Origin of the sequence: Guyparkeria hydrothermalis (genome assembly GCF_023555375.1) — a bacterium.
GTDB lineage: Bacteria > Pseudomonadota > Gammaproteobacteria > Halothiobacillales > Halothiobacillaceae > Guyparkeria > Guyparkeria hydrothermalis.
This window is the reverse complement of the sequence record NZ_JAJSEE010000001.1, coordinates 222,166-246,924: the sequence shown is the minus strand read 5'-3', so window position 1 is coordinate 246,924 and position 24,759 is coordinate 222,166. Positions and strand designations below refer to the sequence as shown.

General features: G+C 68.4%; 25 protein-coding genes and 4 tRNA genes. 26 read left to right on the top strand and 3 right to left on the bottom strand.

Annotated features, from left to right (window positions below; all coding sequences use genetic code 11):
- Positions 1 to 6 precede the first annotated feature (6 nt).
- From holA to kdsB, 17 genes are all read left to right on the top strand, one after another.
- Positions 7 to 1,032 carry a DNA polymerase III subunit delta gene (holA, locus tag LV475_RS01155; RefSeq protein WP_250105581.1) on the top strand — a complete coding sequence of 342 codons (1,026 nt, stop codon included), beginning with the start codon at positions 7 to 9 and terminating at the stop codon, positions 1,030 to 1,032.
- A gap of 108 nt (positions 1,033 to 1,140) precedes the next feature.
- Entirely contained in the window at positions 1,141 to 2,409 is a 1,269-nt protein-coding gene (locus tag LV475_RS01150) for a glutamate-5-semialdehyde dehydrogenase (RefSeq protein WP_250105580.1), read from the top strand.
- A 7-nt stretch (positions 2,410 to 2,416) separates the two neighbouring features.
- The gene (gene nadD / locus LV475_RS01145) at positions 2,417 to 3,022 is read left to right on the top strand and encodes a nicotinate-nucleotide adenylyltransferase (RefSeq protein WP_250105579.1); all 606 of its coding nucleotides are present in this window, start codon (positions 2,417 to 2,419) and stop codon (positions 3,020 to 3,022) included.
- 116 nt (positions 3,023 to 3,138) lie between these two features.
- On the top strand, positions 3,139 to 3,552 hold the full coding sequence (gene rsfS, locus LV475_RS01140) for a ribosome silencing factor (RefSeq protein ID WP_250105578.1): 414 nt from the start codon (positions 3,139 to 3,141) through the stop codon (positions 3,550 to 3,552).
- Positions 3,553 to 3,559: 7 nt separating this feature from the next.
- Positions 3,560 to 4,030, top strand: a complete 471-nt coding sequence (rlmH, locus tag LV475_RS01135) for a 23S rRNA (pseudouridine(1915)-N(3))-methyltransferase RlmH (RefSeq protein ID WP_156574344.1) — start codon at positions 3,560 to 3,562, stop codon at positions 4,028 to 4,030.
- Positions 4,031 to 4,082: 52 nt separating this feature from the next.
- Complete coding sequence (locus LV475_RS01130) at positions 4,083 to 4,727, top strand: Maf family protein (RefSeq protein ID WP_250105577.1); 645 nt, start codon at positions 4,083 to 4,085, stop codon at positions 4,725 to 4,727.
- Positions 4,728 to 4,743: 16 nt separating this feature from the next.
- Positions 4,744 to 6,228 carry a ribonuclease G gene (gene rng / locus LV475_RS01125; RefSeq protein WP_250105576.1) on the top strand — a complete coding sequence of 495 codons (1,485 nt, stop codon included), beginning with the start codon at positions 4,744 to 4,746 and terminating at the stop codon, positions 6,226 to 6,228.
- Positions 6,229 to 6,294: 66 nt separating this feature from the next.
- Positions 6,295 to 10,275, top strand: a complete 3,981-nt coding sequence (locus LV475_RS01120; protein WP_250105575.1) for a YhdP family phospholipid transporter — start codon at positions 6,295 to 6,297, stop codon at positions 10,273 to 10,275.
- Positions 10,272 to 11,120, top strand: a complete 849-nt coding sequence (locus LV475_RS01115; RefSeq protein ID WP_250105574.1) for a carbon-nitrogen hydrolase family protein — start codon at positions 10,272 to 10,274, stop codon at positions 11,118 to 11,120. The genes LV475_RS01120 and LV475_RS01115 overlap by 4 nt, the downstream gene beginning before the upstream one ends.
- 107 nt (positions 11,121 to 11,227) lie before the next feature.
- Positions 11,228 to 12,316: a 3-deoxy-7-phosphoheptulonate synthase gene (locus LV475_RS01110; RefSeq protein WP_250105573.1), complete on the top strand. Its 1,089-nt coding sequence runs from the start codon at positions 11,228 to 11,230 to the stop codon at positions 12,314 to 12,316.
- Positions 12,309 to 14,012, top strand: coding sequence for a DUF4139 domain-containing protein (locus tag LV475_RS01105; protein WP_250105572.1), 1,704 nt, complete (start codon positions 12,309 to 12,311; stop codon positions 14,010 to 14,012). Before LV475_RS01110 ends, LV475_RS01105 begins: the two co-directional genes overlap by 8 nt.
- Before the next feature lie 98 nt (positions 14,013 to 14,110).
- On the top strand, positions 14,111 to 14,743 hold the full coding sequence (locus LV475_RS01100) for a MotA/TolQ/ExbB proton channel family protein (RefSeq protein WP_136867253.1): 633 nt from the start codon (positions 14,111 to 14,113) through the stop codon (positions 14,741 to 14,743).
- Positions 14,740 to 15,141: an ExbD/TolR family protein gene (locus LV475_RS01095; RefSeq protein ID WP_250105571.1), complete on the top strand. Its 402-nt coding sequence runs from the start codon at positions 14,740 to 14,742 to the stop codon at positions 15,139 to 15,141. Before LV475_RS01100 ends, LV475_RS01095 begins: the two co-directional genes overlap by 4 nt.
- Entirely contained in the window at positions 15,138 to 16,934 is a 1,797-nt protein-coding gene (msbA, locus tag LV475_RS01090) for a lipid A export permease/ATP-binding protein MsbA (protein ID WP_250105570.1), read from the top strand. The genes LV475_RS01095 and msbA overlap by 4 nt, the downstream gene beginning before the upstream one ends.
- Positions 16,934 to 17,926, top strand: coding sequence for a tetraacyldisaccharide 4'-kinase (lpxK, locus tag LV475_RS01085; RefSeq protein WP_250105569.1), 993 nt, complete (start codon positions 16,934 to 16,936; stop codon positions 17,924 to 17,926). The genes msbA and lpxK overlap by 1 nt, the downstream gene beginning before the upstream one ends.
- A gap of 62 nt (positions 17,927 to 17,988) precedes the next feature.
- Positions 17,989 to 18,222, top strand: coding sequence for a Trm112 family protein (locus LV475_RS01080; RefSeq protein WP_136867249.1), 234 nt, complete (start codon positions 17,989 to 17,991; stop codon positions 18,220 to 18,222).
- Positions 18,219 to 18,989, top strand: a complete 771-nt coding sequence (gene kdsB / locus LV475_RS01075; protein ID WP_331281109.1) for a 3-deoxy-manno-octulosonate cytidylyltransferase — start codon at positions 18,219 to 18,221, stop codon at positions 18,987 to 18,989. Before LV475_RS01080 ends, kdsB begins: the two co-directional genes overlap by 4 nt.
- Before the next feature lies 1 nt (position 18,990).
- Here the strand turns inward: kdsB and LV475_RS01070 are convergent, their stop codons facing one another.
- Positions 18,991 to 19,179 (bottom strand): hypothetical protein, encoded by a 189-nt coding sequence (locus tag LV475_RS01070; protein ID WP_136867248.1) that lies wholly within the window; start codon positions 19,177 to 19,179, stop codon positions 18,991 to 18,993.
- Positions 19,146 to 19,604 (bottom strand): cupin domain-containing protein, encoded by a 459-nt coding sequence (locus LV475_RS01065; RefSeq protein ID WP_156574324.1) that lies wholly within the window; start codon positions 19,602 to 19,604, stop codon positions 19,146 to 19,148. Before LV475_RS01065 ends, LV475_RS01070 begins: the two co-directional genes overlap by 34 nt.
- Before the next feature lie 42 nt (positions 19,605 to 19,646).
- On the opposite strand from LV475_RS01065, the gene LV475_RS01060 reads away from it, so the two are divergent.
- The 7 genes from LV475_RS01060 (at position 19,647) to LV475_RS01030 (ending at position 22,735) form a co-directional block, all read left to right on the top strand.
- Positions 19,647 to 20,003, top strand: a complete 357-nt coding sequence (locus LV475_RS01060) for a DUF2288 domain-containing protein (protein WP_136867246.1) — start codon at positions 19,647 to 19,649, stop codon at positions 20,001 to 20,003.
- 126 nt (positions 20,004 to 20,129) lie between these two features.
- Positions 20,130 to 21,227, top strand: a complete 1,098-nt coding sequence (locus LV475_RS01055; protein ID WP_250105568.1) for an alkene reductase — start codon at positions 20,130 to 20,132, stop codon at positions 21,225 to 21,227.
- A gap of 340 nt (positions 21,228 to 21,567) precedes the next feature.
- Positions 21,568 to 22,077, top strand: coding sequence for a GlcG/HbpS family heme-binding protein (locus LV475_RS01050; protein ID WP_136867244.1), 510 nt, complete (start codon positions 21,568 to 21,570; stop codon positions 22,075 to 22,077).
- Positions 22,078 to 22,328: 251 nt separating this feature from the next.
- A tRNA-Asn gene (locus tag LV475_RS01045) sits at positions 22,329 to 22,404 on the top strand.
- A 2-nt stretch (positions 22,405 to 22,406) separates the two neighbouring features.
- Positions 22,407 to 22,483: transfer RNA gene (locus LV475_RS01040), tRNA-Arg, on the top strand.
- Positions 22,484 to 22,488: 5 nt separating this feature from the next.
- Positions 22,489 to 22,564 (top strand) — tRNA-Glu (locus LV475_RS01035).
- 95 nt (positions 22,565 to 22,659) lie between these two features.
- Positions 22,660 to 22,735: transfer RNA gene (locus tag LV475_RS01030), tRNA-Glu, on the top strand.
- Between the two features lie 74 nt (positions 22,736 to 22,809).
- Here the strand turns inward: LV475_RS01030 and LV475_RS01025 are convergent.
- Positions 22,810 to 23,091, bottom strand: a complete 282-nt coding sequence (locus LV475_RS01025) for a hypothetical protein (protein WP_250105567.1) — start codon at positions 23,089 to 23,091, stop codon at positions 22,810 to 22,812.
- 218 nt (positions 23,092 to 23,309) lie between these two features.
- On the opposite strand from LV475_RS01025, the gene LV475_RS01020 reads away from it, so the two are divergent.
- Entirely contained in the window at positions 23,310 to 23,858 is a 549-nt protein-coding gene (locus tag LV475_RS01020; RefSeq protein ID WP_250105566.1) for a DNA polymerase ligase N-terminal domain-containing protein, read from the top strand.
- A complete protein-coding gene (gene ligD / locus LV475_RS01015; protein WP_250105565.1) occupies positions 23,855 to 24,745 on the top strand; it encodes a non-homologous end-joining DNA ligase in 891 nt (296 codons plus the stop codon). The genes LV475_RS01020 and ligD overlap by 4 nt, the downstream gene beginning before the upstream one ends.
- Positions 24,746 to 24,759 lie beyond the last annotated feature (14 nt).

Below are 24,759 nucleotides of genomic sequence, written 5' to 3'. Positions count from 1 at the left end.
GGCCACGTGCTCGCCAAGCCACAGGAATTCGAGCAGGGCCTGGCCCGGGGGCTGGAACCCCTGTACGTGATCGGCGGCGATCAGCCGCTGCTGGTCCAGGAGGCGCGTGATGCCATCGTCGCCAAGGCCCGCGAGGCGGGGTGCGAGGAGCGGCTGCGCTTCGAGGTGGACGGCAAGTTCGACTGGGGCGCGCTGGAAAGCCAGGGCGCGAGCCTGTCGCTGTTCGCCAGCCAGCGCATCATCGACCTGCGCATGCCGGACGGCAAGCCTGGCCGCGTCGGCTCCAAGGCCCTGAGTACGCTCGCCGAGCGGGTCAAGGGGGGCGGCGAGTCGGATATCTGGATCGTCAGCCTGCCGCGGCTGGACAACCAGCTGCAGAAGAGCGCCTGGTTCAAGGCGCTGGCCGGCGCGGGGCTGGCGGTACGGTTCAACGACGTGCCGCTGGGGCAGTTGCCGGCCTGGATCACCCGGCGCGCCGCCACGCACGGCGTGCGCCTGGAGCGGGACGCCGCCGAGCTGATCGCCGGGCGCGTGGAGGGCAACCTGTTGGCCGCCGCCCAGGAAATCGAGAAGCTCGCGTTGATGGACCTCGAGGGGCCGGTCGATGCCGCCCGGGTTGCCCAGGGCTTGGCCAACCAGTCGCGAGTCGATACCTTCGCATTGAGCGACGCGGTGCTGGATGCCGACCGCGAGCGCGGCCTGTACCTGCTCTCGCGCCTGCGCGCCGAGGGCACCGAGCCGCTCTTGATCCTGTGGGTGATCGCGCGCGACCTGCGCGCGCTGGTGGCGCTGGCCGGCAACGACCAGGCGGGTTTCAAGAAGACCCGGATTCCGGCGTTCCTCGCGCGTCGCTACCAGGCACGAGCCCGTGCGATGCCGCCCGGAAACTGGCAGCGCCTGCTTGCCGGTTGTGCGGAGGTGGATCGCTGCATCAAGGGCCTGGGCGAGGGCTGCAACACCGCGGACGGCGGCGGCCGGGTCTGGGCCTTGCTCGACCGGGTGATGTTGCACGCGACCCGCCCGGGACGTTGACTCTCGTGGCTGGCCTAATGGGTGGCCCGGGCCAGCGGCTCGAGCCGTAACCGAATCCATGACGAGTGCGCCCCGGCGGCTCGTCTCGAACTTAGGAGAGAGCTACCGATGGCCAATGACAAGAGCGTCACCGAGACCATTCAGGCGATGGGGCAAGCGGCTCGCCGCGCGGCACGAGCGCTGTCCCGTGTCGACACGCAGAAGAAGAACGCCGCCTTGCTGGCCATCGCCGACCAGTTGGTTCAACACACCGGTACCCTGATCGAGGCCAACAAGAAGGATCTCGAGGCCGGACGCGCCAACGGGCTCGACGAGGCGATGATCGACCGCCTTGCCTTCGATGCCGCCGGCATCGAGAAGATGGCCGAGGGCGTGCGACAGATCGCCGCACTGCCGGACCCGGTCGGCGAGATCAGCGACACCGTCTTCCGCCCGTCGGGCATCCAGGTCGGGCGCATGCGCGTACCGCTGGGCGTGATCGGCATCATTTACGAGTCGCGTCCCAACGTGACCATCGATGCCGCCGCGCTGTGCCTGAAATCCGGCAACGCCACCATCCTGCGCGGCGGCTCCGAGGCGATCCACAGCAACCACGCCCTGGCCGCCTGCATCCGTGACGGCCTGGAGGCCGCTGGCCTGCCCGCCGAGACCGTGCAGATCGTCGGTACCACCGACCGCGAGGCGGTCACGGCGATGTTGCACAGCCCCGAGGCGCTCGACGTGATCATCCCGCGCGGCGGCAAAGGGCTGGTGGCGCTGGTCTCGCGCGAGGCGCGCATGCCGGTGATCAAGCACCTCGACGGCGTCTGTCACGTCTACATCGATCGGGATGCCGATCTGGACAAGGCCAAGGCGATCGCGATCAATGCCAAGACGCATCGCTACGGCGTCTGCAACGCCATGGAGACGCTCCTGGTCGATCAGTCGGTGGCGGAAACGGTATTGCCGGATCTGGCCAAGCGATTCGGCGAGCTCGACGTCGAGCTGCGCGGCTGCGAGCGCTCGCGGGCGATCGTCTCGTCGATGACCGCGGCCACCGAGGCCGACTGGGGCGAGGAATACCTCGGCCCGATCCTCGCCGTCGCCGTGGTCGACGGGCTGGATGCAGCGATCGAGCACATCGAGACCTACGGGTCGCATCACACCGACTCGATCGTCACCGAGAACTACACCACCGCGCGGCGTTTCCTGCGCGAGGTGGATTCGGCGTCGGTGATGATCAATGCCTCGACGCGCTTCGCCGACGGCATGGAATACGGCCTGGGTGCCGAGATCGGCATCTCCACCGACAAGATACACGCCCGCGGCCCGGTGGGCCTGGAGGGGCTGACCTCGCAGAAGTTCATCGTGCTGGGCAACGGCGAGACGCGGCACTGAGCCGGTCATGATCGGCATTTTTGGCGGGACGTTCGACCCGGTCCATATCGGTCATCTGCGCCTAGCGACCGAGGTGGCCGAGACCCTCGATCTTTCGCGGGTGCACCTGGTGCCGGCGGCCATCCCGCCCCATCGGGGCGAGCCGCTCCTGGATCCGGCCACGCGCCTCGACCTGGTGGCGCAATCGATCGCCGACGAACCGCGATTCGTTCTCGATGACCGCGAGCACCGCCGGGCCGGGCCGTCCTACACGGCCGACACCCTGGCCGAGTTCGCCGCCGAGTACCCGGGCGAGCCGCTGGTATTGATGATGGGCATGGATGCCTTCAATGGCTTGCCGGGCTGGCACGAGGTCGAACGCATCCTCGATCTCGCGCACATCGCGGTCGCGACCCGGCCGGGCTCGGAGGCGACCGGCACGGCCGCCCGGTGGCTGGCCGAACGGCAGGTCGTCCCCGGCGCGCTGGCCGAGTCACCAGTCGGCCGGATCGTGCCGGTGGCCATCACCCGGCTGGATATCTCGGCGACCATCCTGCGCGGGTTCATCGAACAGGGCCGCTCGCTGCGTTACCTCGTGCCCGAGCCGGTGGTCCGTCATTTCTGCCGTGGTTGACCGCATCCCCGGTTGCGCCGACCATTGCCCGTTTTCAACGCTGATTTCACTCCGATTTCATTTCGTTTTTAACTTCCATTGGTGGCCCGGTGCCGCCAGGCAACAGGTTTCCCAACATGAGCGCGAATCAACCGCCATCCACCCGCAACCAGCCGGTCGACCAGACCCCGCCGATGCCGGCCGAGGAGATCCTCAAGCACGCCATCGAGGCACTTGAGGGACTCAAGGCCGTCGATCTGGTCACCCTCGACGTGCGCGAACGCTGCAATTTCACCGACTACATGGTGTTCGCCTCCGGGACCTCCGATCGCCACCTGAAGGCGATGGCGCAGGAGGTGGTCAAGACCCTCAAGGAGCACGGCATGCGCCCGATGAACGTCGAGGGCGACGACACGCCGCAGACCGAATGGGTGCTGGTCGACTTCATCGACGTGATCGTCCACCTGATGATGCCCGAGACGCGCGCGCTGTATCAGCTCGAGAAGCTCTGGTCGGCGCCGGCCGCCGACCCGTCGGCCACGAAATCGTAAATTCGGGGTGCGGATCGAACTGATCAGCGTCGGGCACAAGCTGCCCGGCTGGGCGGAGGAGGGCACGCAGGAATACCTCAAGCGCCTGCCCGCCGGCTGCCCGGTGCGCCTGACCGAGATCCCGGCCGCGCCGCGCGGCAAGAACGTCGACATCGATCGCGTCAAGACGATGGAGGCCGAACGCATCGAGCGGGCGATCCCGAAGGGCGCGCGCGTGATCCTGTTCGACGAGCGTGGTCGCGACCGGGACACTCGCCAGTGGGCGGCCTCGCTGGGCGACTGGCTGGTCGAGGGGCGCGATGTGGCGCTGGTCATCGGCGGACCCGACGGGGTGGCCAAATCCCTGCGCCAGCGCGCCGACGAGACCTGGCGACTGTCGGCCCTGACCCTGCCGCACCCCCTGGTGCGCGTGCTGGTGGCCGAGCAGCTCTACCGCGCCTGGTCCCTGCACCAGAATCACCCCTATCACCGCGAGTGACGGACGGGAAACCGGACCCCCGCGGCTCGGGTCGAATCGTTAGAATGAAACGATGAGACCCGAATTCGATCCCCGTCCCGCCTTGTGGTTGGCCAGCGGCTCACCTCGCCGCCGGGAATTGCTCGAACAGGCCGGTTTCGTCATTGCCGGGTGGGCACGGCCAGCGCGGGAGGTGGACGAGTCGCTCCTGCCGGGCGAGGCGGCCGAGTCGGCTGTCCTGCGCCTTGCCCGGGCGAAGCTCGATGCCGCGCTGGCGGTACCGTCATGGCCGCCCGGTGGCGTGTTGCTGGCGGCCGATACCCTAGTGGCCGGGCCGGACGGGCGGCCGATGGGCAAGCCCGTCGACGCGGCCGAGGCCGAGGCCATGCTCGCCAGCCTGAGTGGCCAGTGGCACCAGGTGATCACCGCCGTTGCCGTGGGCGACGGCGGGCAGCGCCACGACGTGGTGGTCGCCTCGCGGTTGCGCTTTGCGCGATTGTCGACCGAGGCGATCCGCGCCTACGTGGCCACCGGCGAGCCACTCGACAAGGCGGGTGGCTACGGCCTGCAGGGGCGGGCCGGCGGTTTCGTCGAGGCGATCGAGGGCGATTGCAGTGCCGTGATCGGCCTGCCGCTGGCGGCCACGTGCCGCCTGCTCGCCCTGTTCGGCATCCGGCCGGCCTGGATGGATCGGGATGACGGGGACGACACGGAATAACAACGAGAATTGAGTCATGAGCGAAGAAGTCCTGATCAACATCACCCCGCAGGAGACCCGCATCGCGATGGTCGAGAACGGGGTGCTCCAGGAGATCAACATCGAGCGTTCGCGTTCGCGTGGGATGGTGGGCAACATCTACCGTGGCCGCGTGACCCGCGTGCTGCCGGGCATGGAGGCGGCCTTCATCGACATCGGCGAGGAGCGCGCGGCCTTCCTGCACGTCTCCGATGTCGAGCTGAAGATGGATGATCCGGACACCGAGCTCGAGTCCTCGCCCCCGTCGATCGAGATGCTGTTGCGCACCGGCCAGAACCTGCTGGTGCAGGTGATCAAGGACCCGATCGGCACCAAGGGCGCCCGCCTGACCACCGAGATCACCATCCCGTCGCGCTATCTCGTCTACGTGCCCAATGGGCGCAACATCGGCGTTTCCAGCCGGATCGAGGACAAGAACGAACGCGACCGCCTCAAGACCGGCCTGACCGAGATCATCCTCGAGGAAGAGGGAACGCTCGAGGGGGTCGGCGGCCTGATCCTGCGTACCGCGGCCGAGGGCGTCGAGGGCGAGCAGCTGCGCCATGACTACCGCTTCCTGCGCCGGTTGTGGAGCAATCTCGCCGAGCGGCGCCAGCAGATGACCGACCCGGGGCTGGTCTACGAGGACCTGCCACTGGCGCTCAGGACCCTGCGCGACACCCTCGGCCAGTTCGTCGAGAAGATCCGCATCGACTCGCGCGAGACCTACCACCGCGCGATCGCGTTTGCCGAGGAGATGGTCCCGGACATCCTGCCGATCGTCGAGCACTATCCCGGCGAGCGACCGATCTTCGAGCTGCACAACATCGAGGAAGAGATCCAGCGCGCGCTGGAAAAACGGGTCGCGCTCAAGTCCGGCGGCTACATCGTCATCGACCAGACCGAGGCGATGACCACCATCGACGTCAATACCGGCGCGTTCGTCGGCCACAAGACGCTCGAGGAGACCATCTTCAAGACCAACCTCGAGGCGGCCGCGGCGATCGCGCGCCAGCTGCGCCTGCGCAACCTCGGCGGGATCATCATCATCGACTTCATCGACATGGCCGAGCCCGAGCACCGCGTGCAGGTGCACCAGGCGCTCAACCGGGCGCTCGAGCGCGACCATGCCCGCACCAAGGTCTGCGACGTCTCCACGCTCGGCCTGGTCGAGATGACGCGCAAGCGCACCCGCGAATCGCTCGAGCACGTGCTCTGCGAGACCTGCCCGGTGTGCGCCGGGCGTGGTTCGGTCAAGACCGCCGAGACGGTCTGCTACGAGATCTTCCGCGAAGTCACCCGGGATGCGCGCCAGTACCAACCCAAGTCGATGCTGGTGATCGCCAGTGCCTCGGTGATCGACCGCTTGCGCGAGGAGGATTCCACCTCCCTGGCCGAATTGCAGGAATTCACCGGCGTTCCGCTTAAACTCCAGATTGACCTGCACTACCAGCCCGAGCAGTACGATATCGTCCTGATGTGATCGGACATGGCCGACCGGCTGGTCGGCAATCGGCGGGCTGGCGGAGGTACGCGGAGTGGCCAGTTAATGGAGACAAGCAGCGCACAACGGGAACGTCGGATTCGCCTGGCGTTCCGTCGCCTGTTGATGGTGGGCGCCGTGCTGCTGGTGCTGGTCGCGGCGATCAGTGCCGTTTCCCGGGCGCTGCTGCCCTGGGTGGAACGCTACCAGCCCGATTTCGAGGCGATGGTCAGCGAAGCGCTCGACGTGCCGGTGCGCTTCGGTTCGCTCGACCTGCGCTGGCAGGGCTATCAGCCGCAGGTGATCTTTCGCGACGTGCGCATCGACGCCGGGCCGCGTGCCGATGCCCTGAGCCTGGGGCTTTCCTGGTGGCGCAGCCTGACCGAATGGCGCCTGGTCGCCGACAAGATCACCCTCGATGCCCCCCGATTCACCCTGATTCGCGACCGCGAGGGCTGGTCGGTGGCCGACCTCTCGCTCGAGGGACGCGCCGGCGTGACCGCCCAGCGGGTCTCCTGGTCAGAGGTGGAGGACCAGCTGGCGCGACTCGGGCACCTGTCGGTGCGCGACGCGGTGGTCGAATTCCGCGATCCGACCGGCCGCGGTGATCGCCTGACCTTCAGCCTGGCCGCCGAGCTCGACCGCGAGCACTGGCGCGCCTCCGGCAATGCCAGGCTCGGCGGGATCGGTGACAAGCCCATGCGCTTTGCCGGCGAGGGGCGCTTCGGCGAGCAGAGCGAGGTCTCGCTGTTCCTGCAGGTGACCGGTTGGGAGCTGCCCGCGGTGCAGCGACGGCTGGATCGATACGGGGGCCCCACCGTGCGGCGCACGCTGGGCGGCTGTCCGGGGGATGGCAACCCGGCCCGCTGCGAGGTGGGCATGCCCCGCATCGACTCGGGCCGCCTGGAGGGCCGGTTGTGGCTGGAGTGGCGCGAGATGCGCCTGACCGAACTTACCGTGCAGGCGGACGTGCGCGATCTGGCCGTGACACGTGAGCACCTGCTGGGCGAGGACGATGCCCGTCAGGCGTCGCTAGATCGCGTCTCGGCCACGCTTGCCTGGGCGCGCGATGCCGACGGCTGGCACCTCGATGCCGAGAACGTCAAGCTGCGCCCCTCGCGCGAAGAGCCGTTGCCGACCGAGTTCGTGCGCCTGCGCGCGATCGGCGACGAGCTCCTGTTCGCCACGGACCACGCCGACCTTGGCCACCTGGCCGTCTGGCTGGCCGCCGCGCCATTGCCGACCGATTTCCTCGAACTGCTCGACCAGAACGTGCCGCGCGGCCAGGCCCGCGACGTGCGCCTGCGGTTTCTCGACGGCGAGCTGGTCGAGGGCTTTCTCGATCTCGCCGGCTTCGGCAACACCACCGGCGTGCCGCTGCGCCCGGTCATCGGCACCCGTGCGGGGCGCGGCGGCGCCGACCTGACCCTGTATCGCCAGCCGGGCGGCTGGCTCGCCCGCGTCGATCAGCAGGACCTCATCCTGGCCGTGCCCGGCATGTTCCGCGAGCCGGTGGGCATCGATCGCCTGCAGGGGGATCTCTACTGGTTCGACCGAATCGCGGGGACTGGCGGCGTGGACCAGACCGCCCCCGGCTTGGCGCTCTACAGTCCGAACCTGGTGCTCGAATCGCCGGGACTGGACGTGGCCGGGCGATTCTTCTACCGCCAGGCGGCGGGTGACCGGCCGGGGTATCTCGGCATCGACAGCGGCTTTTCCGTTGATGACACGCGCCAGGCGCCGGGGTACCTGCCGCGACACGTGATCGGTCCGGGGACGCTCGACTGGCTGGATGCCGCGCTGGAAGGCGAGGGGGCGCAGGGCCGGGTCGATGCGGGGCGTTTCATCTTTCATGGCGATCCCGCCCGCGCGCCGTTTACCGACGGCGGAGGCTACTTCTCGATCGTCTTCGACTACCACGACGTGACCTTGCCGTACCGCCCGGGCTGGCCCGCGCTCACGGGGGCCGACGGCAGCATGGCGTTCATCAACGAGCAGTATCACGTCGACGTCGAGCAGGGCCATGTCGGCCCGGTGCCGGTCGGCGATTCGCGCGTGAGCATCTTCGACCTCGATGCGCCCAAGTTGCAGATCGCCGTCGATCGGCCGGTCGCGATCGACGCACTGCTCGAGGGGCTCGGCCAGACGCCGTTGATCGATGCCGGGGCCCTGGCGGGGGTGTCCGGGCGTGGTGACGGCCAATTCACCCTCGACGTGCTGATCGGTCTGACCAAGGGGGCTCCACCACCCACGGCAAGCGGTTCCTATCGGTTCGCCGGTCATCAATTGGCGGTGGCCGACGGGCGCTTCGTGTTCAAGGACGTCAGCGGGCCGTTACGCTTTGCCGATACCCGTTTCTCCGCCGATGCCCTCGAAGGACGTTTTCTCGGCAAGCCTTTCCATGCCCGGGTCGATCGGGCGCCCGACCGGGCGGCGACCCGTGTCCGAGCAACCACCCGTTTCACGCCGACGGGCCTTGCCTCGGTGCTGGGCCAGGCGGGCCAGACGCCGGTGGCCGAGGCCCTGATTGCCTCCCTCGAGGGCGAGACGGACGTGGGCGTGCGTGTCGACGTGCCGCACGGCGAGGGCGGTGTCGAGATCGGCGTGGAGACCGGATTGGTGGGCTGGCAGAGCCGCCTGCCCGAGCCGCTGGCAAAGCCGGCCCCGATCAGCTGGCCGCTGAGCGTCGACATGTCGGTGCGCAACGGCGGGTTGCGGACGCTCTCGGCCCGACTTGACGGCCCGCAGACCTGGCGTGCGGAACTGGCCTTCGGCGACAACGGGGCGCTGGCCGAGAGCCGGATCGGCAACCGGGCGCTGGACGGGATTCCGGGTGGCGAGGGTGACTCGGCGCCTCATCGCGTCGGCGTGACCCTCGGCGAGCTGGCACTCGATCCCTGGCTTGACTGGTGGGGGTCGATTGCCTCGAACGGCGCGGGCGCCACCTCGGGGAGCGAGGGCGAGTCCTGGTGGGTGGATGCCCGCATCGATCGACTTCGTCTCGGTGACTGGTGGCTCGATGGGGTCACGGCCGGCTGGGCGACCCGGGGCGACGGTTGGTGGCTGGGCGTTTCCGGCGAGGAGAACCGGGGCGAGCTGCGGTTCGCCGCGGGGCCGTCGACCGGCCGGCTGGAGGGGCAGTTCGACCGCCTGCGGCTGCATCGCGAGGCGAGCCCGGCCGATCGGGACCCCGCTCCCCCGCAGGCCTGGGACCTGGCAACGCTGCCCGCGGCCAGCCTGGTAGTCGATGCCCTGACGGTCGACGAGCTCGCGCTGGGCCGGTTGCGCGTCGAATCCCTGCCGGAGAACGCGCATTACCGGATCGAGGACGTGGACTGGCAACCGACGCCGAGCCTGAGCGTTTCCGGCAGTGGTCGCGTGGAGGACGGGGTCAGCGAGGGGCCGAAGGGGCAGCGCACGCGGCTGTCGCTGGCCATCGACGGCACCGACCTGGGGGGCGCGATCGAGGCGATCAACGGCGATTCGCCCATCCAGGGCGGCGAGGTCGAGGAGGGGCAGCTCACCATCGCCTGGCCGGGCAGTCCGACGAGCTTCTTTGTCGGTCGGGCGGCCGGCAACGGTCGATTCCTGTTGTCCGAGGGGCAGTTGAAGCGCATCGACCCGGGCGCCGGCCGCCTGGTGGGTTTGATGAGCCTGGGGGCGCTGACCGACCGGTTGCGTCTCGATTTCCGCGACGTGACCAAGGAGGGGCTGTATTTCGAGACGCTCGCCGGGCAGTGGCGCCTGGATCGCGGGCGACTGATGGTCGATCCGCTCGAGCTGACCAACCCGTCGCTGAGCGCCCTGATCGACGGCGAGCTCCAGCTGGTCGAGCGGCGCCTGGATCTGACCGCGCGCATCTACGCCGATTTCGGCATGCTCCTGCCCCTGATCGGCACGGTCGCCGGCGGCCCGCTGGTCGGCGGAGCGGTACTGGCCTTGCAGGAGACCTTCCGGCAACTCGACCAGGCCCCGGAGCCATCGGTCACCTACCATATCGGGGGATCGTTCGACGAGCCCGTGGTGACGAGAGGAGAGGCCCAATGAGCGAAACGACACCGACCGTCGCGGTCGCCCAGCTCAATGGCCGGGCCGACTGGGCTGCCAATCGCCCCGTGGTCGAGGCATTGATTGCCCGGGCGGGCGAGGGCGGCGCAAGCGTGCTGGTGCTGCCGGAGAACCTCCTGGCGATGCCGGCCGACCCGCGCGAGTTGGTCCGCATGGCGCGGGCGGACACCCCGAGCGCGGTCGACGATCTCGCGACCTGGGCGGCGCGTCACGGCGTCTGGCTGGTGGCCGGCACCCTGCCGTTCGTCCCCGACGAGCCGGCCGAGGTGGATCGCGTCGCCTCGCGCAGCCTCGTGATCGACGCGGCGGGCCGGATTGTCACCCACTATGACAAGATCCACCTGTTCGACGTGGTGCTGCCGGACGGCGAGAGCTACCGCGAATCGAACACCTTCGTCGCCGGCGACCGGCCCGTGGTCGTGGACACGCCGGCCGGCCGCCTCGGGATGGCGACCTGCTTCGACCTGCGGTTCCCCGAGCAATTTGCCCAGCTCGCCGATGCCGGCGCCGACTGGTTCTGCCTGCCGTCGGCCTTCACCCGGGCCACCGGCCAGGCGCACTGGCACGTGCTTTTACGCGCCCGGGCGATCGAGAACAGCGCCTGGATGGTGGCCGCCGCCCAGGTCGGACGTCACGCCGACGGGCGCGAGACCTACGGGCACAGCCTGATCGTCGACCCCTGGGGGCGGGTACTGGAGGATGCCGAGGAGCAGGCCGATTGCCTGCGATTCGCCCGGTTCGACTACCCCTGGCTTGCCGGGCTACGCGAGCGCTTTCCCGTCCGGCAGCTGCATCGTCCGACGGTGTTCTCCGGCGGCCAGTAAGTTGGTCGCGCGCCCATGGCGCAAATCGCGCTTGGCCTTTACCATGGAGACCCTGAATCTCCGCCCGGTGTACCGTCCGGGCGCCCATAGCCAATAGTTGAGCGAAGATGACCGTACAGACCGACGACCTGCGTATCGAGGAGATCCACCAGCTGACCCCGCCCGAGGTCTTCCGGGCCGAGTACGTGCTCTCGGAACAGGGCGCGGAGACGGTGGCCCACGCGCGCCGGACCATCCAGAACATTCTCGATCGCCGCGACGACCGGCTGATGGTGGTGATGGGGCCGTGCTCGATCCACGACGTGGATGCCGCGCGCGACTACGCCGCCCGCCTGCGCGAGCTGGCCGACGAGGTCAAGGAAGACGTCTTCCTGGTGATGCGGGTCTACTTCGAGAAGCCGCGCACCACCGTCGGCTGGAAGGGCCTGATTAACGATCCGGACCTCGACGGCAGCTTCAACATCAACAAGGGCCTGGGCGTGGCGCGCCACCTGCTGGTCGACCTGGCCGACATGGGCGTGCCCACTGCCACCGAATACCTCGACCTGATCAGCCCGCAGTACATCTCCGATTCGATCAGCTGGGGCGCGATCGGCGCGCGGACCACCGAGTCGCAGGTTCACCGCGAGCTGGCCTCGGGGCTGTCCTGCCCGGTCGGCTTCAAGAACGGCACCGATGGTGGCCTACGGGTGGCCATCGACGCGATTCGCGCCTCCGCGCGCCCGCACCACTTCCTGTCGGTGACCAAGGCCGGCCGTTCGGCGATCTTTGCGACCAGCGGCAATCCGGACTGCCACATCATCCTGCGCGGCGGGCGCAGCACCAACTACGACGCGGCGAGCGTCAGCGAGGCGCTCGAGCAACTGCGTCAGACCGAGATGCCCGAACGGCTGATGATCGATTTCTCGCATGCCAACAGCCAGAAGCAGCATGCCCGCCAGATCCAGGTGGCCGAGGACGTCGCCGGTCAGATTGCCGGTGGTAACGCCGGCATCGTCGGCGCCATGATCGAGAGCCACCTGGTCGCCGGTCGCCAAGACGTGGTGCCGGGCAAGCCGCTCCACTACGGCCAGAGCATCACCGATGCCTGTATCGGCTGGGACGACAGCCGCGCGGTCATCCACCGTCTGGCCGAGGCGGTGCGCATCCGTCGTGCCGGCGGCGGCGTGCTCGACGAGCTGCCGGAACATGGCTGATCGGGCAGTCGCTGGTCGGCTTTGTGTCCCGGCCCGGCGGCGGGCCGGCGCCTTGTTGCTGGCCTGCAGCGCCTCGTGGCTCGGCTGGGCGGGCGGTCTGCAGGCCGCCTCGCCGGAGGTCGATGCCCTGATCGAGTCGGTTGACGACCACGCGATGGGCATCGACCAGCTGACGGTCGCCCCGGCGGGTGCCTGGGTAAGCCGGTCGCTGACCGCCGAATCGCTGGCCAACCTCGACCGGACCGATGCCTCGCTGTTGCGTCGAGATCCGGCCGAGCAGGGTGGGCGGCTCTGGATCGGTGGCCTGCCGGCCGATCTCGACGGCGACAGCCTCCGGGTGCAGGGGCCGCGGGTCGATACCGAGTCGGGCATCCGCCTCGAGCGCGAGGTGGTGCGAGAGACACCGCGCTACCAACGACTGTCCGAACGGCTCGAGGAGGTGCGCGCCGACGCGCGGGTCGTGGCCGTCGAGCTCGAGGAAAACAGCCTGCGCCGGCGGATCGCCCGTGACCAGCTCGCGGCGCTCGTGCCGGAAGACGGCGAGATCGCCGGACTCTGGAAGGAAAACGGCGCGGTCGACACGTTGATGTCGCGGCTGAGCGAAGAACGGCAAGCCCTGCTCGAGCGTCAGGCCCGGATCGACGAGGACGTCGACGCCCTGCAGGCCGCCCTCGACGAATTGGCGGGCCAGCCCCCCGGCTGGCAGGTCGGGATTGCCCTGAACGGAACGGACCTGGAGCCGGGCGACGAGGCCCTGCACCTGGCTTACCGGGTCGCCAATGCCGGCTGGGAGCCGATCTACCGCGCCCGGCTGGATACCGCCGAGCGCCGCATTGACTGGCGGATGACGGCCCGGGTGCATCAACAGACCGGCGAGGACTGGCCGGCGGTGCCGATGACGCTCGTGACCAGCGATCAGCGTCGCTTCTACCCGGTACCGGAACTCCTGCCGTTGACGATCGGCTTTGTCGACCCGGAGGATGGCGCCCCGGTGCAACCCCTGGCCAAGAGCTCGCTGATGCGTGCCGATGTCGCCGGCATGGCGGAGGCGGCACGGGTCGAGGACGAGACCGGCTTTGCCACGAGTATCGCGGTGAACAAGCCCGCCGCCATTCCCAGCGGTGAGGGCGGGGTGAGCCTGGCCGTGCTCGACCAGGGCCTGGATGCCACGATGGCACTCCGCGTTGCCCCGCAGCAAAGTCGGGATGCCGTGGTGGTCGCCCGCTTCGTGCCGAGCATCGTCAACCCGCTTCCGGCCGGCCGCTGGGAGATACATCGCGACGGTCAGCAGCAGGCCAGTACCTCGCGCCCGGCGCTTCAGCCGGACGAGCCGGTGGAGTTGAGTTTCGGCGTCGATCCCCGGCTGGTGGTCGACTACCAGGCCCCACCGGACGAACGCGCCGGTCACGGCCTGATCGGCAAAGTCCACCAGATCGAGCGCCGTCGCCAGGTCACGGTGACCAGCCGTCATGGCGAGGCCGTGCCGGTGACCGTGCTGATGCGGATGCCGACACCGCTCGATGCCGACATCGTCGTCGAGGCACTGGCAGATACCGACACGCCCGCCGAGCGCGCCTTCGACGACCAGAAGGGGGTGTGGGCCTATCAGCGTGAGCTGGCACCCGACGAGCCCTGGCAGATCGACTTCGGCTACCGCGTGCGCTGGCCCGAGGGCAAGCGGATCACGCCGTTCTGACACGCCCGGCGTGACCACCACGGCAGTCGCTCGAGCGGGACCGAACCGGTTGCGCCAACCCGAACCCATCACTCCACGGACAAGGACCTACCACGAACATGCTTGATCTCGTTCTGGCCGGTGGTGGCATGATGCTGCCCATCATCATTGCCTCGGTGATTGCCATGGCAATCATCTTCGAGCGTCTCTACACCCTGCGTCGCGGGCGCATCATGGCGGGCGACCCGGTCGAGATGGTCCGTTCCTGGCAGGGCCACGGCGGGATCACCGCGGCGCGACTGGACGAGCTCTCCCGGGTCTCGCCGCTCGGGCGCATCCTCGCCGCCGGGCTGGCGGGCAGTCATTCGGCCGACAGCATGCGCGTGCGCATCGAGGATGCCGGCCGTCACGTCGCCCACCAGATGGAGCGATACCTGAACACGCTGGGTACGATCGCGCTGATCTCGCCGCTGCTCGGCCTGCTGGGCACGGTGATCGGCATCATCGACGTGTTCCAGGCGATCACCGCGCACAGCGGCGCCGGCGCGGTGGCGCCCGAGCTCCTCGCCGGCGGGATCGCCAAGGCGCTGATCACCACCGCCGCAGGCATCATGGTCGCCGTGCCGGCGTTCATCTTCCATCGCTACTTCCGCGGGCTGATCGACGAACTGGTCATCGACATGGAGGCCGAGGCCATCCGTCTGGTCGACCTGATCCACCCGGCCGGCCTGGGACGGAGGCAGGCGGCATGAACTTTCGGCAGCGTGCTCGCGAACCGCTCGAGCTCAACCTGATCCCGTTGATCGACGTGGTCTTCATGCTGTTGATCTTCTTCATGCTGACCACCACCTTCGTGCATGACCGCGCCCTCAAGGTGGACCTGCCGGTGTCCGAGTCGGGCAGCAGCGAGCGGGCCGAACTGGAGAATCACGTGATCGAACTCGACGCCCGCGGCGAGATCGCCGTCGACGGCCGCCGTGTTTCCGAGCAGGAGCTTGGCGGCGTCTTGGCCGAGATTGCCGACGACGGCCGACCGGTGGTGCTCTGGGCGGATGCCCAGGTGGTCAACCAGCGGGTGGTCACGGTGCTGGATCAGGCCCGCCGCGCCGGCATCGACAAGATCGGCATGGGGACGACGCCACCACGATGAATCCCGAGTCGCTCAAGCAACGCGCCCGCACCGAGGCCGGGTGGGCCACCTACCGCCGCCTGCTCAACTACACCTGGCGCTATACCCGGGTGTTGGTGATCGCCATCGTCGGCATGGTGGTCGCGGGCCTGTCCGAGGTCGGCTTCGCCGCCCTGATGAAGCCGCTGCTCGACGGCAGTTTCGTCGAGCGCGACCCGACCCTGGTCACCTGGATGCCGCTGGCACTGCTGGGCGTGTTCCTGTTCCGCGTGATCGGTGAATTCGCCTCGAACTACGGCATGGCCTGGGTGGGGCGGTCGGTGATCCGCGACCTGCGCCACGACACCTTCGCCCAGGTATTGCATCTGCCGCCGCGTTACTTCGACCGGGTGCCGTCGACCGAGGTGCTGACCCGCCTCAATTACCAGAGCGAACAGGTCTCCGAGGCCGCCTCGAAGGCGCTGACGATCCTGATTCGCGACAGCGTGACCGTGATCGGTCTGCTGGTGTGGATGCTGTATCTCTCCTGGCAACTGACGCTGTTCATCCTGGTGCTGCTGCCGTTGCTGGTGGGGATGGTTGCCGGCATCTCGCGCGCCTTCCGTCGCTACGCCCGGCGGATACAGGAATCGATGGGGCAGGTCTCGCACGTGGCCGAGGAGACCATCAGCGGCCATCGCGTGGTCAAGCTCTACGGTGGCGAGGACTACGAGAGCGCGCGCTTCGATCGCCAGAACCAGTACAACTTCCGCGCGTTCATGAAGATGCAGGCGGTGCAGGCCGCCTCCTCGCCGCTGACGCAGTTCGTGCTCGCGATCGGCGTCGCCGGCGTGGTCTGGTTCGCCACCAGCGGCGATCGCATGGACGACATCACCGTCGGCACCTTCGTCTCCTTCATCACCGCGTTGGCCATGACGCTCGCCCCGGCCAAGCGCCTGATCAACCTCAACGCCATCATCCAGAAAGGCATTGCCGCCGGCGAAAGCCTGTTCGCCCTGCTCGATGAGCCGCGCGAGACCGAGTCGGGCACCCAGTCGGTCGGTCGGGTCAGCGGGCGCATCGCGATGGAGGATGTCTGGCTCAGCTACCGCGATCCCGCGCCAACCGATAGCCGCGATCCTGACTGGGTGCTCAAGGGCGTGAGCCTGGAGATCGCCGCGGGTGAGACGGTGGCCTTCGTCGGCCAGTCGGGTGCCGGCAAGTCGAGCCTCATGGGCGCGCTGCCACGCTTCGTCGAGATCCAGCGTGGCGCGATCCGCCTGGACGAGATGCGTCACGACGACGTGCCGTTGGCCGATCTGCGGCGCCAGTTTGCCTACGTCTCGCAGGAGACGGTGCTGTTCAATACCACCATCGCCGCGAACATCGGCTACGCCGACGGCGCGGACTTCGACATGGAGCGGGTGCGCGAGGCCGCGAAGGCCGCGTTTGCCGAGGAGTTCATCGAGCAACTGGCCGAGGGCTTCGAGACCAACATCGGCGAGAACGGCGTGCTGCTCTCGGGCGGCCAGCGCCAGCGCATCGCCATCGCCCGTGCCCTGTACCGCGACGCCCCGATCCTGCTGCTCGACGAGGCGACCTCGGCGCTCGATACCCGCTCGGAAGGCTTCATCCAGCGGGCGCTGGAGAACCTCACCCGTGGGCGGACCACCTTGGTGATCGCCCACCGGCTGTCGACCATCGAGCATGCCGACCGTATCGTCGTGATGGAGGGCGGGCGCGTGGTCGAGCAGGGGCGCCACGAGGAGCTGCTGGCCGCTGACGGCGCCTACGCCGGTCTCTACCGGCTGCAATTCGCCGACCAGGCCGACTGATGCGTTATCCCGCCTTCTGGCAGCGCCGTGGTCTGCTTGCCCGCCTGTTCTGGCCGCTGGGTTGGCTGGTCTGTGCCGAGGCGGCCCGTCGCCGACGGAAAGCGGCCGGCCGTCAGCCCGAATGCCCCGTGATCGTGGTGGGCAATCTCACCGTCGGTGGCACGGGCAAGACGCCGGTGGTGATCGCGCTGGTCGAGGCCCTGCGCCGGGCCGGTCACACCCCGGGCGTGATCAGCCGCGGCTTTGGCGTGAAGGTCGGTATCGAGCCGGTCGACCTCGCCGAGGCAGTCGACCCGTCCAGCTGCGGCGACGAGCCCTGGCTGATCCATCAGCGCACCGGTGCCCCGGTGGTCGTCCACCCCTACCGGCGCGAGGCGGCCAGGCAGCTCAAGGCCCGTTACCCCGAGGTCGACGTGATCGTCAGCGACGATGGCCTGCAGCATCACCGGCTCGCGCGGACGATCGAATGGGTGGTGGTCGACGGTCATCGAGGGCTGGGCAACGGCTGGTGCCTGCCGGCCGGGCCCCTGCGCGAGTCGCCGGCGGTGATGGACGAAGTGGACGCGGTGCTGGTCAACGGCGCCGAGCCGGCCCGCCATGGGGCGGGGGCGCATGGTGTGCCCGCCTGGCGGATCGACTTTCGCCCCCAGGGGCTGCTCGACCGCTTCGATCAGACCGAGCGGCCGATCACGGATCTCGCCGGCCGGGAGGTGATCGCGCTGGCGGGTATTGGCAACCCCGAACGATTCTTCGCCATGCTCGAGGCCGAGGGGGTCGAGGTCGAGGCGCACCCCCTGGACGATCACGCCGCGCCCACCCGGACCCAGGCCCGCGCCTGGCTCGATGACGGTCGTCCGGTTGTCATGACCGAGAAGGATGCGGTCAAATGGCCCGAGCCCCCGGTTCGTCCCGGGCAGCTCCTGGTGGTGCGCGGTGGTATCGATCTGCCGCCCGCGCTGATCGAGGCCACGCTGAAACGACTGGAAACCTGATGCACGCGCGGTGATCGACCCGAGGTCGCTGGACCGCGCTGCCCGACGAGGTGTAACCCCCGATGGACAAGAAGCTGCTGGATATTCTCGTGTGCCCCGTGACCAAGGGACCGCTGATCTACGACAAGTCGAACGACGAGCTGATTTCGCTCTCGGCCCACCTGGCCTATCCCGTTCGGGACGGCATTCCGGTGATGCTCGAGGACGAGGCTCGCCGGCTGGAGGACGAGGAATACCAGGCCTGGCGCAAGAAGCACCCGGCAACGACCGACACCAGGGGGGATGCCGGGGCATGATGGACGAGAGCGACTGGATCATCATCCCGGCACGGCACGACTCCAGTCGTCTGCCGGGCAAGCCGTTGGCCGAGATTGCCGGGCGCCCCATGATCCACTGGGTCTACGAGCGTGGCGTGGCGGCCGGCAGCGAGCACGTGGTCGTCGCCACCGATGACGAGCGCATCCAGGAGGCCGCGGCCGAGATCGGCGCACGCGCGGTGCTGACCAGCGAGGGTCATGCCTCGGGCACCGATCGGCTGGCCGAGGTGATCGACTTCCTCGAGCTCCCCGACGAGACGGTGGTGGTCAATCTGCAGGGCGACGAGCCGATGATGCCGCCCGTGCTGCTTGCCCAGGTGGCCAAGCTGCTGCGCGCCAAGCCCGAGGCGGCGATGGCCACCCTGATGGTGCCGATCGCCGATCGCGAGGAGTTTCTCTCGCCCGACGCGGTCAAGGTGGTCGCCAACGAGCGCGCCGAGGCGATGTACTTCTCCCGCGCCCCGATCCCGTTCCATCGCGACGGCCTGCCCGAGGCCGGCGAGGCGGGCATCTTCGGTTTTCGCCACCTGGGCCTGTACGCCTACCGGGCGGGTTTCCTGCGCCGGTTCGTGGCCACGGGCAGCCCGGAGATCGAACGCCTGGAGAAGCTGGAACAGCTGCGTGCCCTGTCGATGGGCGAGACCATCGCGATCGAGATCGCCGAGGTCACGCCGCCGCCCGGGGTGGATACCGAGGCGGATCTCGAGCGGGTGCGGCGGCTGATGGCCGAGGAGATGGCGGACTGAGTCAGTCCGTCGAGTCGTCGTGTCCCTTGGTGCGGGGCGACTTGCGCTTGAGGTAGATGAAGCCGGCGACGCCCCAGGCGATCAGTACCAGCACGCCGGCGCCGTGGCCGAGCCAGAGCGTCGCGGCGAGGATGGTGCCCAGGACCAGGGCGATAATCAGGAATTCGAGTGTGCTGCGCTGGATGACCATGTCGTTCCGGTGTCGCTGGGGTCGGGGGTGTCGAGGAATTCGGTATCCTCGTCGCGGTAGGCCGGCTGGCAGATGCACAACAGCCGCAACGGGACCTCGCTCCTCGCTTCGATCCGGTGCGGCTGGCCGGGGGCGATGCGGATGATATCACCCGGCACCACCGCGAGCCGTTCGTCGCCGAGTTCCATCAGGCCGGCGCCGTCGAGGATCTGGTAGACCTCCTCGGCCACGGGGTGGCGATGCAGACGCGTCGATTCGCCGGGATCGATGCTGGCCTCCGCCACGCTCAGGCGCTCGATGGCGTGACGGGACGGATGCAGCAGCTCGCGCACGGACGAGCCGTCGGGGGCGCGGATCGGCTCGACGCGGCTGCGGTGATTCAGGTAGCTCGAGCGGTCCGGTCCCGGGCGGCGGCGCTTGGCCATCGGCAGGCTCTCCTCTCCGAATACAGTGAACAAGGGCAGATCATGACAGAAATCTCCTCCAATCTCCCCGAGACCGGCGCCGCGGCGCTTGACGACGAAACGCTCTACGCCGAGCTGGTCGGGCAGACCGCCCGGATCGAGTGGCCGGAACTCGAGCGCTTCTTCGCCAAGGGCCAGATCCTGAAGATCGCCCCGAGCCTGGACCTGGTCGACGTCGCCATGGCGATGGTGCGTGACCGCGCCGAAGCGGTGGGCGCCTGGCGGGATGCCGGCGAGATCGACGCGCTCGACACCGGTACCGCCCGTCGCTGGGCCAGTGGCGAGCCGACCCTGTGGGCGGTGGTCACGCCGCCGTGGATCCTGGTCCAGGAGTCGGCGGGGGCACCCGCCCGGCACTGAGGTGCCCATCCGGGTGGCATTCGACGGCCATGTGGACTACAAGTTAGCCGGCTAACCAACTTGTCGTAGCGGATGCCGGGCCGGATCGAACGCTCGGCACCCGACAACAACCGTGTTCGAGGTTCCATGAGTCAGGATTCCGCATTGCTTACCCCGGTCAACCTCGGGGCCCTTTCCCTGCCCAACCGCGCCATCATGGCGCCGCTGACCCGCTGCCGGGCGACCGTGCCGGGCAACGTCCCCAACGAGATGATGCGCGCCTATTACCGGCAGCGCGCCGGGGCCGGCCTGATCATCAGCGAGGCGACCCAGGTCGTGCCCGAAGGGCAGGGGTATCCGGCCACGCCCGGTATCCACAGCGACGAGCAGCAGGCCGGTTGGGAGATGATCACTCGGGCCGTGCATGACGAGGGCGGCCGCATCGTGCTCCAGCTCTGGCACGTCGGCCGCGTCTCGCACTCCGACTTCCAGCCCGGTGGCAAGCTGCCGGTGGCGCCGTCGGCGATCGCCATCGACGGGGAAGGCTACGTCCCCTCCGGCGAGAAGAAGCCCTTCGAAACCCCGCGCGCGCTGGAAACCGAGGAGATCCCCGAGCTGGTCGAGGCCTACGCCCGCGCCACCGAGCGCGCCCTGGCGGCCGGTTTCGACGGGGTCGAGGTGCACGCGGCCAACGGCTATCTCATCGACGAGTTCCTGCGTGACGGCACCAACAAGCGCACGGACCGTTACGGCGGAACGCTGGAAAACCGCATGCGGCTGCTGCGCGAGGTGCTGGCGGCCGTGATCCGCGTGGCCGGTGCCGAGCGCACCGGGGTACGCATCTCGCCGCTGCAACCGTTCAACGGCATGCACGACAGCGACCCCTGGGGCACCTTCTCCTACGTGGTGCGCGAGCTAAACCCCTTCGGCCTGGCCTACCTGCACATCGCGGGGATGGGCGAGGACGCGCCCGGCGATGCCGGCCCGGCCTTCGACCTGGCCGAGCTGGTGCCGTTGTTCGAGGGTCCGGTGATCCGCAACTACCAGTACGACCAGGCCCGGGCCGAAAGGGATATCGAGGCAGGCCGTGCCGCGGCCGTGGCCTTCGGCGTGCCGTTTATCGCCAACCCGGACCTGGTCGAGCGCTTCCGCCTCGATGCACCGCTGAATGAACCCGACACCTCGACCTTCTACGGTGGAGGGGAGAAGGGGTATATCGATTACCCCACCCTGGACCAGGCGTAAGCCGGTCCAAGATAAAAAATGGGCCGACAGAGCCCAAGGGAACTCTGCACGATTCGATGGCGTCTCTGCGGGACCTCCAAGGGCCCAGATGCAAGGCGCAGTCCGCCGCGAAGGGCCGTTGCCCTTTGCAAGGGCTGCAACGCCGCAGATGGGTCCTTGGAGGCCCGCCCGGACGGGGGTCGCGGGTTTGACCGCACTCGGCGTTGCCGCCCCTCGACGGGCAATGAGCCCGCCTTCGGGCCGGTGCCTTGCTTGCGAACAAACCCGCGAGCCAGAGATGCCATCGAATCGTGCAGAATTTCCCAAGACCACCAGCAAGCCAAACGAAGAGGAAGAACCCATGCAATTCACCAAGAACGCGATTCGCGGTGCCGTCGTCGCCACCGGCCTGGCCCTGGCCGGCAATGCCGCGATGGCGCAGTCCGACCAGCCGATGACCGTCAGCGTCGACCGCCTGTCCATGGAAATGGCCTTGAAGGCCGCCCAGGCGACGATGGAGGCCTGCCGCGAGGAGGGTATCCAGGTGGGCGTGACGGTCGTCGACCGCGGCGGCAACGAGCAGGTGGTGCTGCGTGACGTGCTGGCACCGGACCTGACCCTGCGCATCTCCAAGCTCAAGGCCTACACCGCCATGTCGTTCAACTCGGCCACCTCGGCGATCGAGGATCGCGGTGCCGGGGCCCTGGGCCACGTGCCGGGGCTGATGTTCGGCGCCGGTGGTGTCACCATCGAGGCCGGTGGCAAGACCTACGGGGCGATCGGTGTCTCGGGCGCCCCGTCCGGCGAGACCGACGAAATGTGCGCGCGCAAGGGCGCCGAGGCCGTGGCCATGGACCTCGAGTTCCTCTGATCGCCCACCGATGAACCCTGCCCCGGAACGGGGCGTGAGGTGTTGCGACCCGGCCCGGCCGGGTCGTTTTCGTTCTGGGGGGCGGGCCAGGTCGCGACGTCGAGGATTGCCACGGGGAGTGCCGCCGCCTCGCGCAACCGCGTTTCAAGGGCTTAGCCCGGCAGGGCGCTCATGGGCGCATTTTTCTGGTCGTGGGTGTTGACGCACCCGGGGTGGATCATTAATATGCCGCCCCACGTCGCGAGACGTATTCCCCGATAGCTCAGTTGGTAGAGCAAGTGACTGTTAATCACTGGGTCGCTGGTTCGAGTCCAGCTCGGGGAGCCAAAGCGCCCGTAGCTCAGTTGGATAGAGCGTCTGGCTACGAACCAGAAGGTCGGGAGTTCGAATCTTCCCGGGCGCGCCAATCAGGTCCCCATCGTCTAGAGGCCTAGGACACCGCCCTTTCACGGCGGTAACAGGGGTTCGAATCCCCTTGGGGACGCCATATGGTCGGGCAGTGCGTGTCACGCGTGCTGCCCTACTTGTTGGTCACCTTGAAACGTGATCAATTGGTCGGGTAGGCTCCGACCTTTCAACTAGGTCCCCATCGTCTAGAGGCCTAGGACACCGCCCTTTCACGGCGGTAACAGGGGTTCGAATCCCCTTGGGGACGCCACACAACGAAAAAAGCCCGCGCGGGTCTGCCGCGCGGGCTTTTTTCGTTTCCGGGAATTCCGTTCCGGGCCGGGATCAGCGGCCGCCGCCGACCCCGGGGTTGCCGCCACCCACGCCGGCGCCGGCGCCCGGGCCGCCGGTCGTCGGGGAGCCGCCCAGCTTGCCGTAGGCGCCTTGCTCCATCACGCCGAGCATTTCGTCCTCGCCCGGGGTGTCCACGCTCTGTTCCAGGTTCTCGTCGTGGTATTGCATCAGCAGGTCGTCTTTCGGGGTGGCCCAGGGATTGGCGTGCCCGGCGTGGGCGGCGCCGGCGGCCAGGAAGGTGCCGAGCAGGGTGTAAAGAAGGGTGGATCGCATAAGGAAACCTCGTTGTGCTTGATCTCGTTTGCCGTCTGCGACCAGGTGCTCTGGCCAGACAGACTGGTTAGTCCGACCCATAGATGTATGAATGGTTCCATAATCGTACCTTATCGGCGTGCTGAAATCGGTTCGGCAGCCGGAACGGTGGACTGCTTTACTCCGGGCTAGCGCCAGAAACATGTACCGAGCAACGTCCAACACGGGGGAGCGGTGTCATGGGCAAAACAGCTGGGGGCAACGCAACCAGGGGCAACGCAGCTCGGGGCCAGTCGCCGAGTTTCGTCATTCAGTGGCATGACGCCAGCCAGCGCCATTTCGACGTTCGCCTCGAGGTGGGTGGGGTCCTGAAGTCCTGGGCCGTGCCCAAGGGGCCATCCACCGATCCGTCCGAGAAGCGACTGGCGATCGAGGTCGAGGACCACAAGCTGGACTACGCTGATTTCGAGGGCGTGATCCCGGAGGGCCAATACGGCGCCGGCACGGTGATGGTCTGGGATCGGGGCGGGTACCGCAATCTCGACTCGTCGCACTCGGTGGCCGAGGGGCTCAAGCGCGGGCTGATCGAGGTATGGCTCGACGGCGAAAAGATCCGTGGCGGCTACGCCTTCAAACGTATCGAGGGCGGCGACAAGCCGCAGTGGTTGATGATCAAGATGCGCGATGAGGGGGCCGACGCGCGACGCAACCCGGTCTCCACGCAGGATCGCTCGGTCAAGACGGGGCGAACGCTGGCCCAGATCCGTGATGCCGAGGCTTCGACATGACCGCGCCGGATGACGTCAGCCGCCCGGACAAGGCGCTCTACCCGGAGGCCGGCTGGACCAAGGCCGACGTGGTCGGCTACTACCGGCGCGTGGCCGAGTACATGTTGCCGCATCTGGCCGGCCGGCCCCTGACCCTGCACCGCTTCCCCGACGGTCTCGACGGCGAGGGGTTCTTCCAGCAGGCCTGGGCCGAGCACTTCGGTGAGCGGGTCGAGCGATTGGCGATCCGTCACGAAAAGCCCACGGGGTGGGTCGAGCACATGCGCTGCGATGATGCCGATTGCCTGGCGTTTCTCGCCGATCAGGGAACGCTGACCTTTCATCGCTGGGCTGCACGCTCGCGCGCGCTCGACCGACCCGACCTGATGATCTTCGATCTCGACCCACCCGATGGCGACATGGGGGAGCTCAAGCGCGCGGCCAGACGGGTAGCCGCGCTGATGCGCGACTGCCAGCTCTCGCCTTTCGTGATGACCACGGGGTCGACCGGACTGCACGTGGTCGCGCCATTGCGTCCGCAAGCCGATTTCGACGCGGTTCGGACCCTGGCGGGCCGGATGGCCGGACGACTCGCGACGGAGTTTCCCGACGAGCTGACTACCGAGCAGCGCATCGAGGCTCGCGAGGGGCGGTTGTACCTTGACGTGATGCGCAATGCCTTCGGCCAGACGGCCGTGGCGCCGTACTCCCTGCGCGCCCGACCCGGGGCGCCCGTGGCCACCCCGCTCGACTGGGTCGAGCTGGACAAGGGCGGGCTGCGTTCGGACAGCTACACGCTCGAGAACGTGTTCCGCCGCCTGGGCCAGAAGGGCGACCCCTGGGCGCGGATGTTCGACCACGCCGGTGACCTGGCCGCCGCACGGCAGGCCTTCGAGGCGCTGGATTGAATCCCGAGCCGCCG

Excerpts from the sequence above, each read along its gene's own strand:
- LV475_RS01150 (WP_250105580.1), top strand. The coding sequence starts at position 1,141 with ATGGCCAATGACAAGAGCGTCACCGAGACCATTCAGGCGATGGGGCAA.
- nadD (WP_250105579.1), top strand. The coding sequence starts at position 2,417 with ATGATCGGCATTTTTGGCGGGACGTTCGACCCGGTCCATATCGGTCAT.
- rsfS (WP_250105578.1), top strand. The coding sequence starts at position 3,139 with ATGAGCGCGAATCAACCGCCATCCACCCGCAACCAGCCGGTCGACCAG.
- LV475_RS01130 (WP_250105577.1), top strand. The coding sequence starts at position 4,083 with ATGAGACCCGAATTCGATCCCCGTCCCGCCTTGTGGTTGGCCAGCGGC.
- rng (WP_250105576.1), top strand. The coding sequence starts at position 4,744 with ATGAGCGAAGAAGTCCTGATCAACATCACCCCGCAGGAGACCCGCATC.
- LV475_RS01120 (WP_250105575.1), top strand. The coding sequence starts at position 6,295 with ATGGAGACAAGCAGCGCACAACGGGAACGTCGGATTCGCCTGGCGTTC.
- LV475_RS01115 (WP_250105574.1), top strand. The coding sequence starts at position 10,272 with ATGAGCGAAACGACACCGACCGTCGCGGTCGCCCAGCTCAATGGCCGG.
- LV475_RS01110 (WP_250105573.1), top strand. The coding sequence starts at position 11,228 with ATGACCGTACAGACCGACGACCTGCGTATCGAGGAGATCCACCAGCTG.
- LV475_RS01105 (WP_250105572.1), top strand. The coding sequence starts at position 12,309 with ATGGCTGATCGGGCAGTCGCTGGTCGGCTTTGTGTCCCGGCCCGGCGG.
- LV475_RS01100 (WP_136867253.1), top strand. The coding sequence starts at position 14,111 with ATGCTTGATCTCGTTCTGGCCGGTGGTGGCATGATGCTGCCCATCATC.
- LV475_RS01095 (WP_250105571.1), top strand. The coding sequence starts at position 14,740 with ATGAACTTTCGGCAGCGTGCTCGCGAACCGCTCGAGCTCAACCTGATC.
- msbA (WP_250105570.1), top strand. The coding sequence starts at position 15,138 with ATGAATCCCGAGTCGCTCAAGCAACGCGCCCGCACCGAGGCCGGGTGG.
- lpxK (WP_250105569.1), top strand. The coding sequence starts at position 16,934 with ATGCGTTATCCCGCCTTCTGGCAGCGCCGTGGTCTGCTTGCCCGCCTG.
- LV475_RS01080 (WP_136867249.1), top strand. The coding sequence starts at position 17,989 with ATGGACAAGAAGCTGCTGGATATTCTCGTGTGCCCCGTGACCAAGGGA.
- kdsB (WP_331281109.1), top strand. The coding sequence starts at position 18,219 with ATGATGGACGAGAGCGACTGGATCATCATCCCGGCACGGCACGACTCC.
- LV475_RS01070 (WP_136867248.1), bottom strand. The coding sequence starts at position 19,179 with ATGGTCATCCAGCGCAGCACACTCGAATTCCTGATTATCGCCCTGGTC.
- LV475_RS01065 (WP_156574324.1), bottom strand. The coding sequence starts at position 19,604 with ATGGCCAAGCGCCGCCGCCCGGGACCGGACCGCTCGAGCTACCTGAAT.
- LV475_RS01060 (WP_136867246.1), top strand. The coding sequence starts at position 19,647 with ATGACAGAAATCTCCTCCAATCTCCCCGAGACCGGCGCCGCGGCGCTT.
- LV475_RS01055 (WP_250105568.1), top strand. The coding sequence starts at position 20,130 with ATGAGTCAGGATTCCGCATTGCTTACCCCGGTCAACCTCGGGGCCCTT.
- LV475_RS01050 (WP_136867244.1), top strand. The coding sequence starts at position 21,568 with ATGCAATTCACCAAGAACGCGATTCGCGGTGCCGTCGTCGCCACCGGC.
- LV475_RS01025 (WP_250105567.1), bottom strand. The coding sequence starts at position 23,091 with ATGCGATCCACCCTTCTTTACACCCTGCTCGGCACCTTCCTGGCCGCC.
- LV475_RS01020 (WP_250105566.1), top strand. The coding sequence starts at position 23,310 with ATGGGCAAAACAGCTGGGGGCAACGCAACCAGGGGCAACGCAGCTCGG.
- ligD (WP_250105565.1), top strand. The coding sequence starts at position 23,855 with ATGACCGCGCCGGATGACGTCAGCCGCCCGGACAAGGCGCTCTACCCG.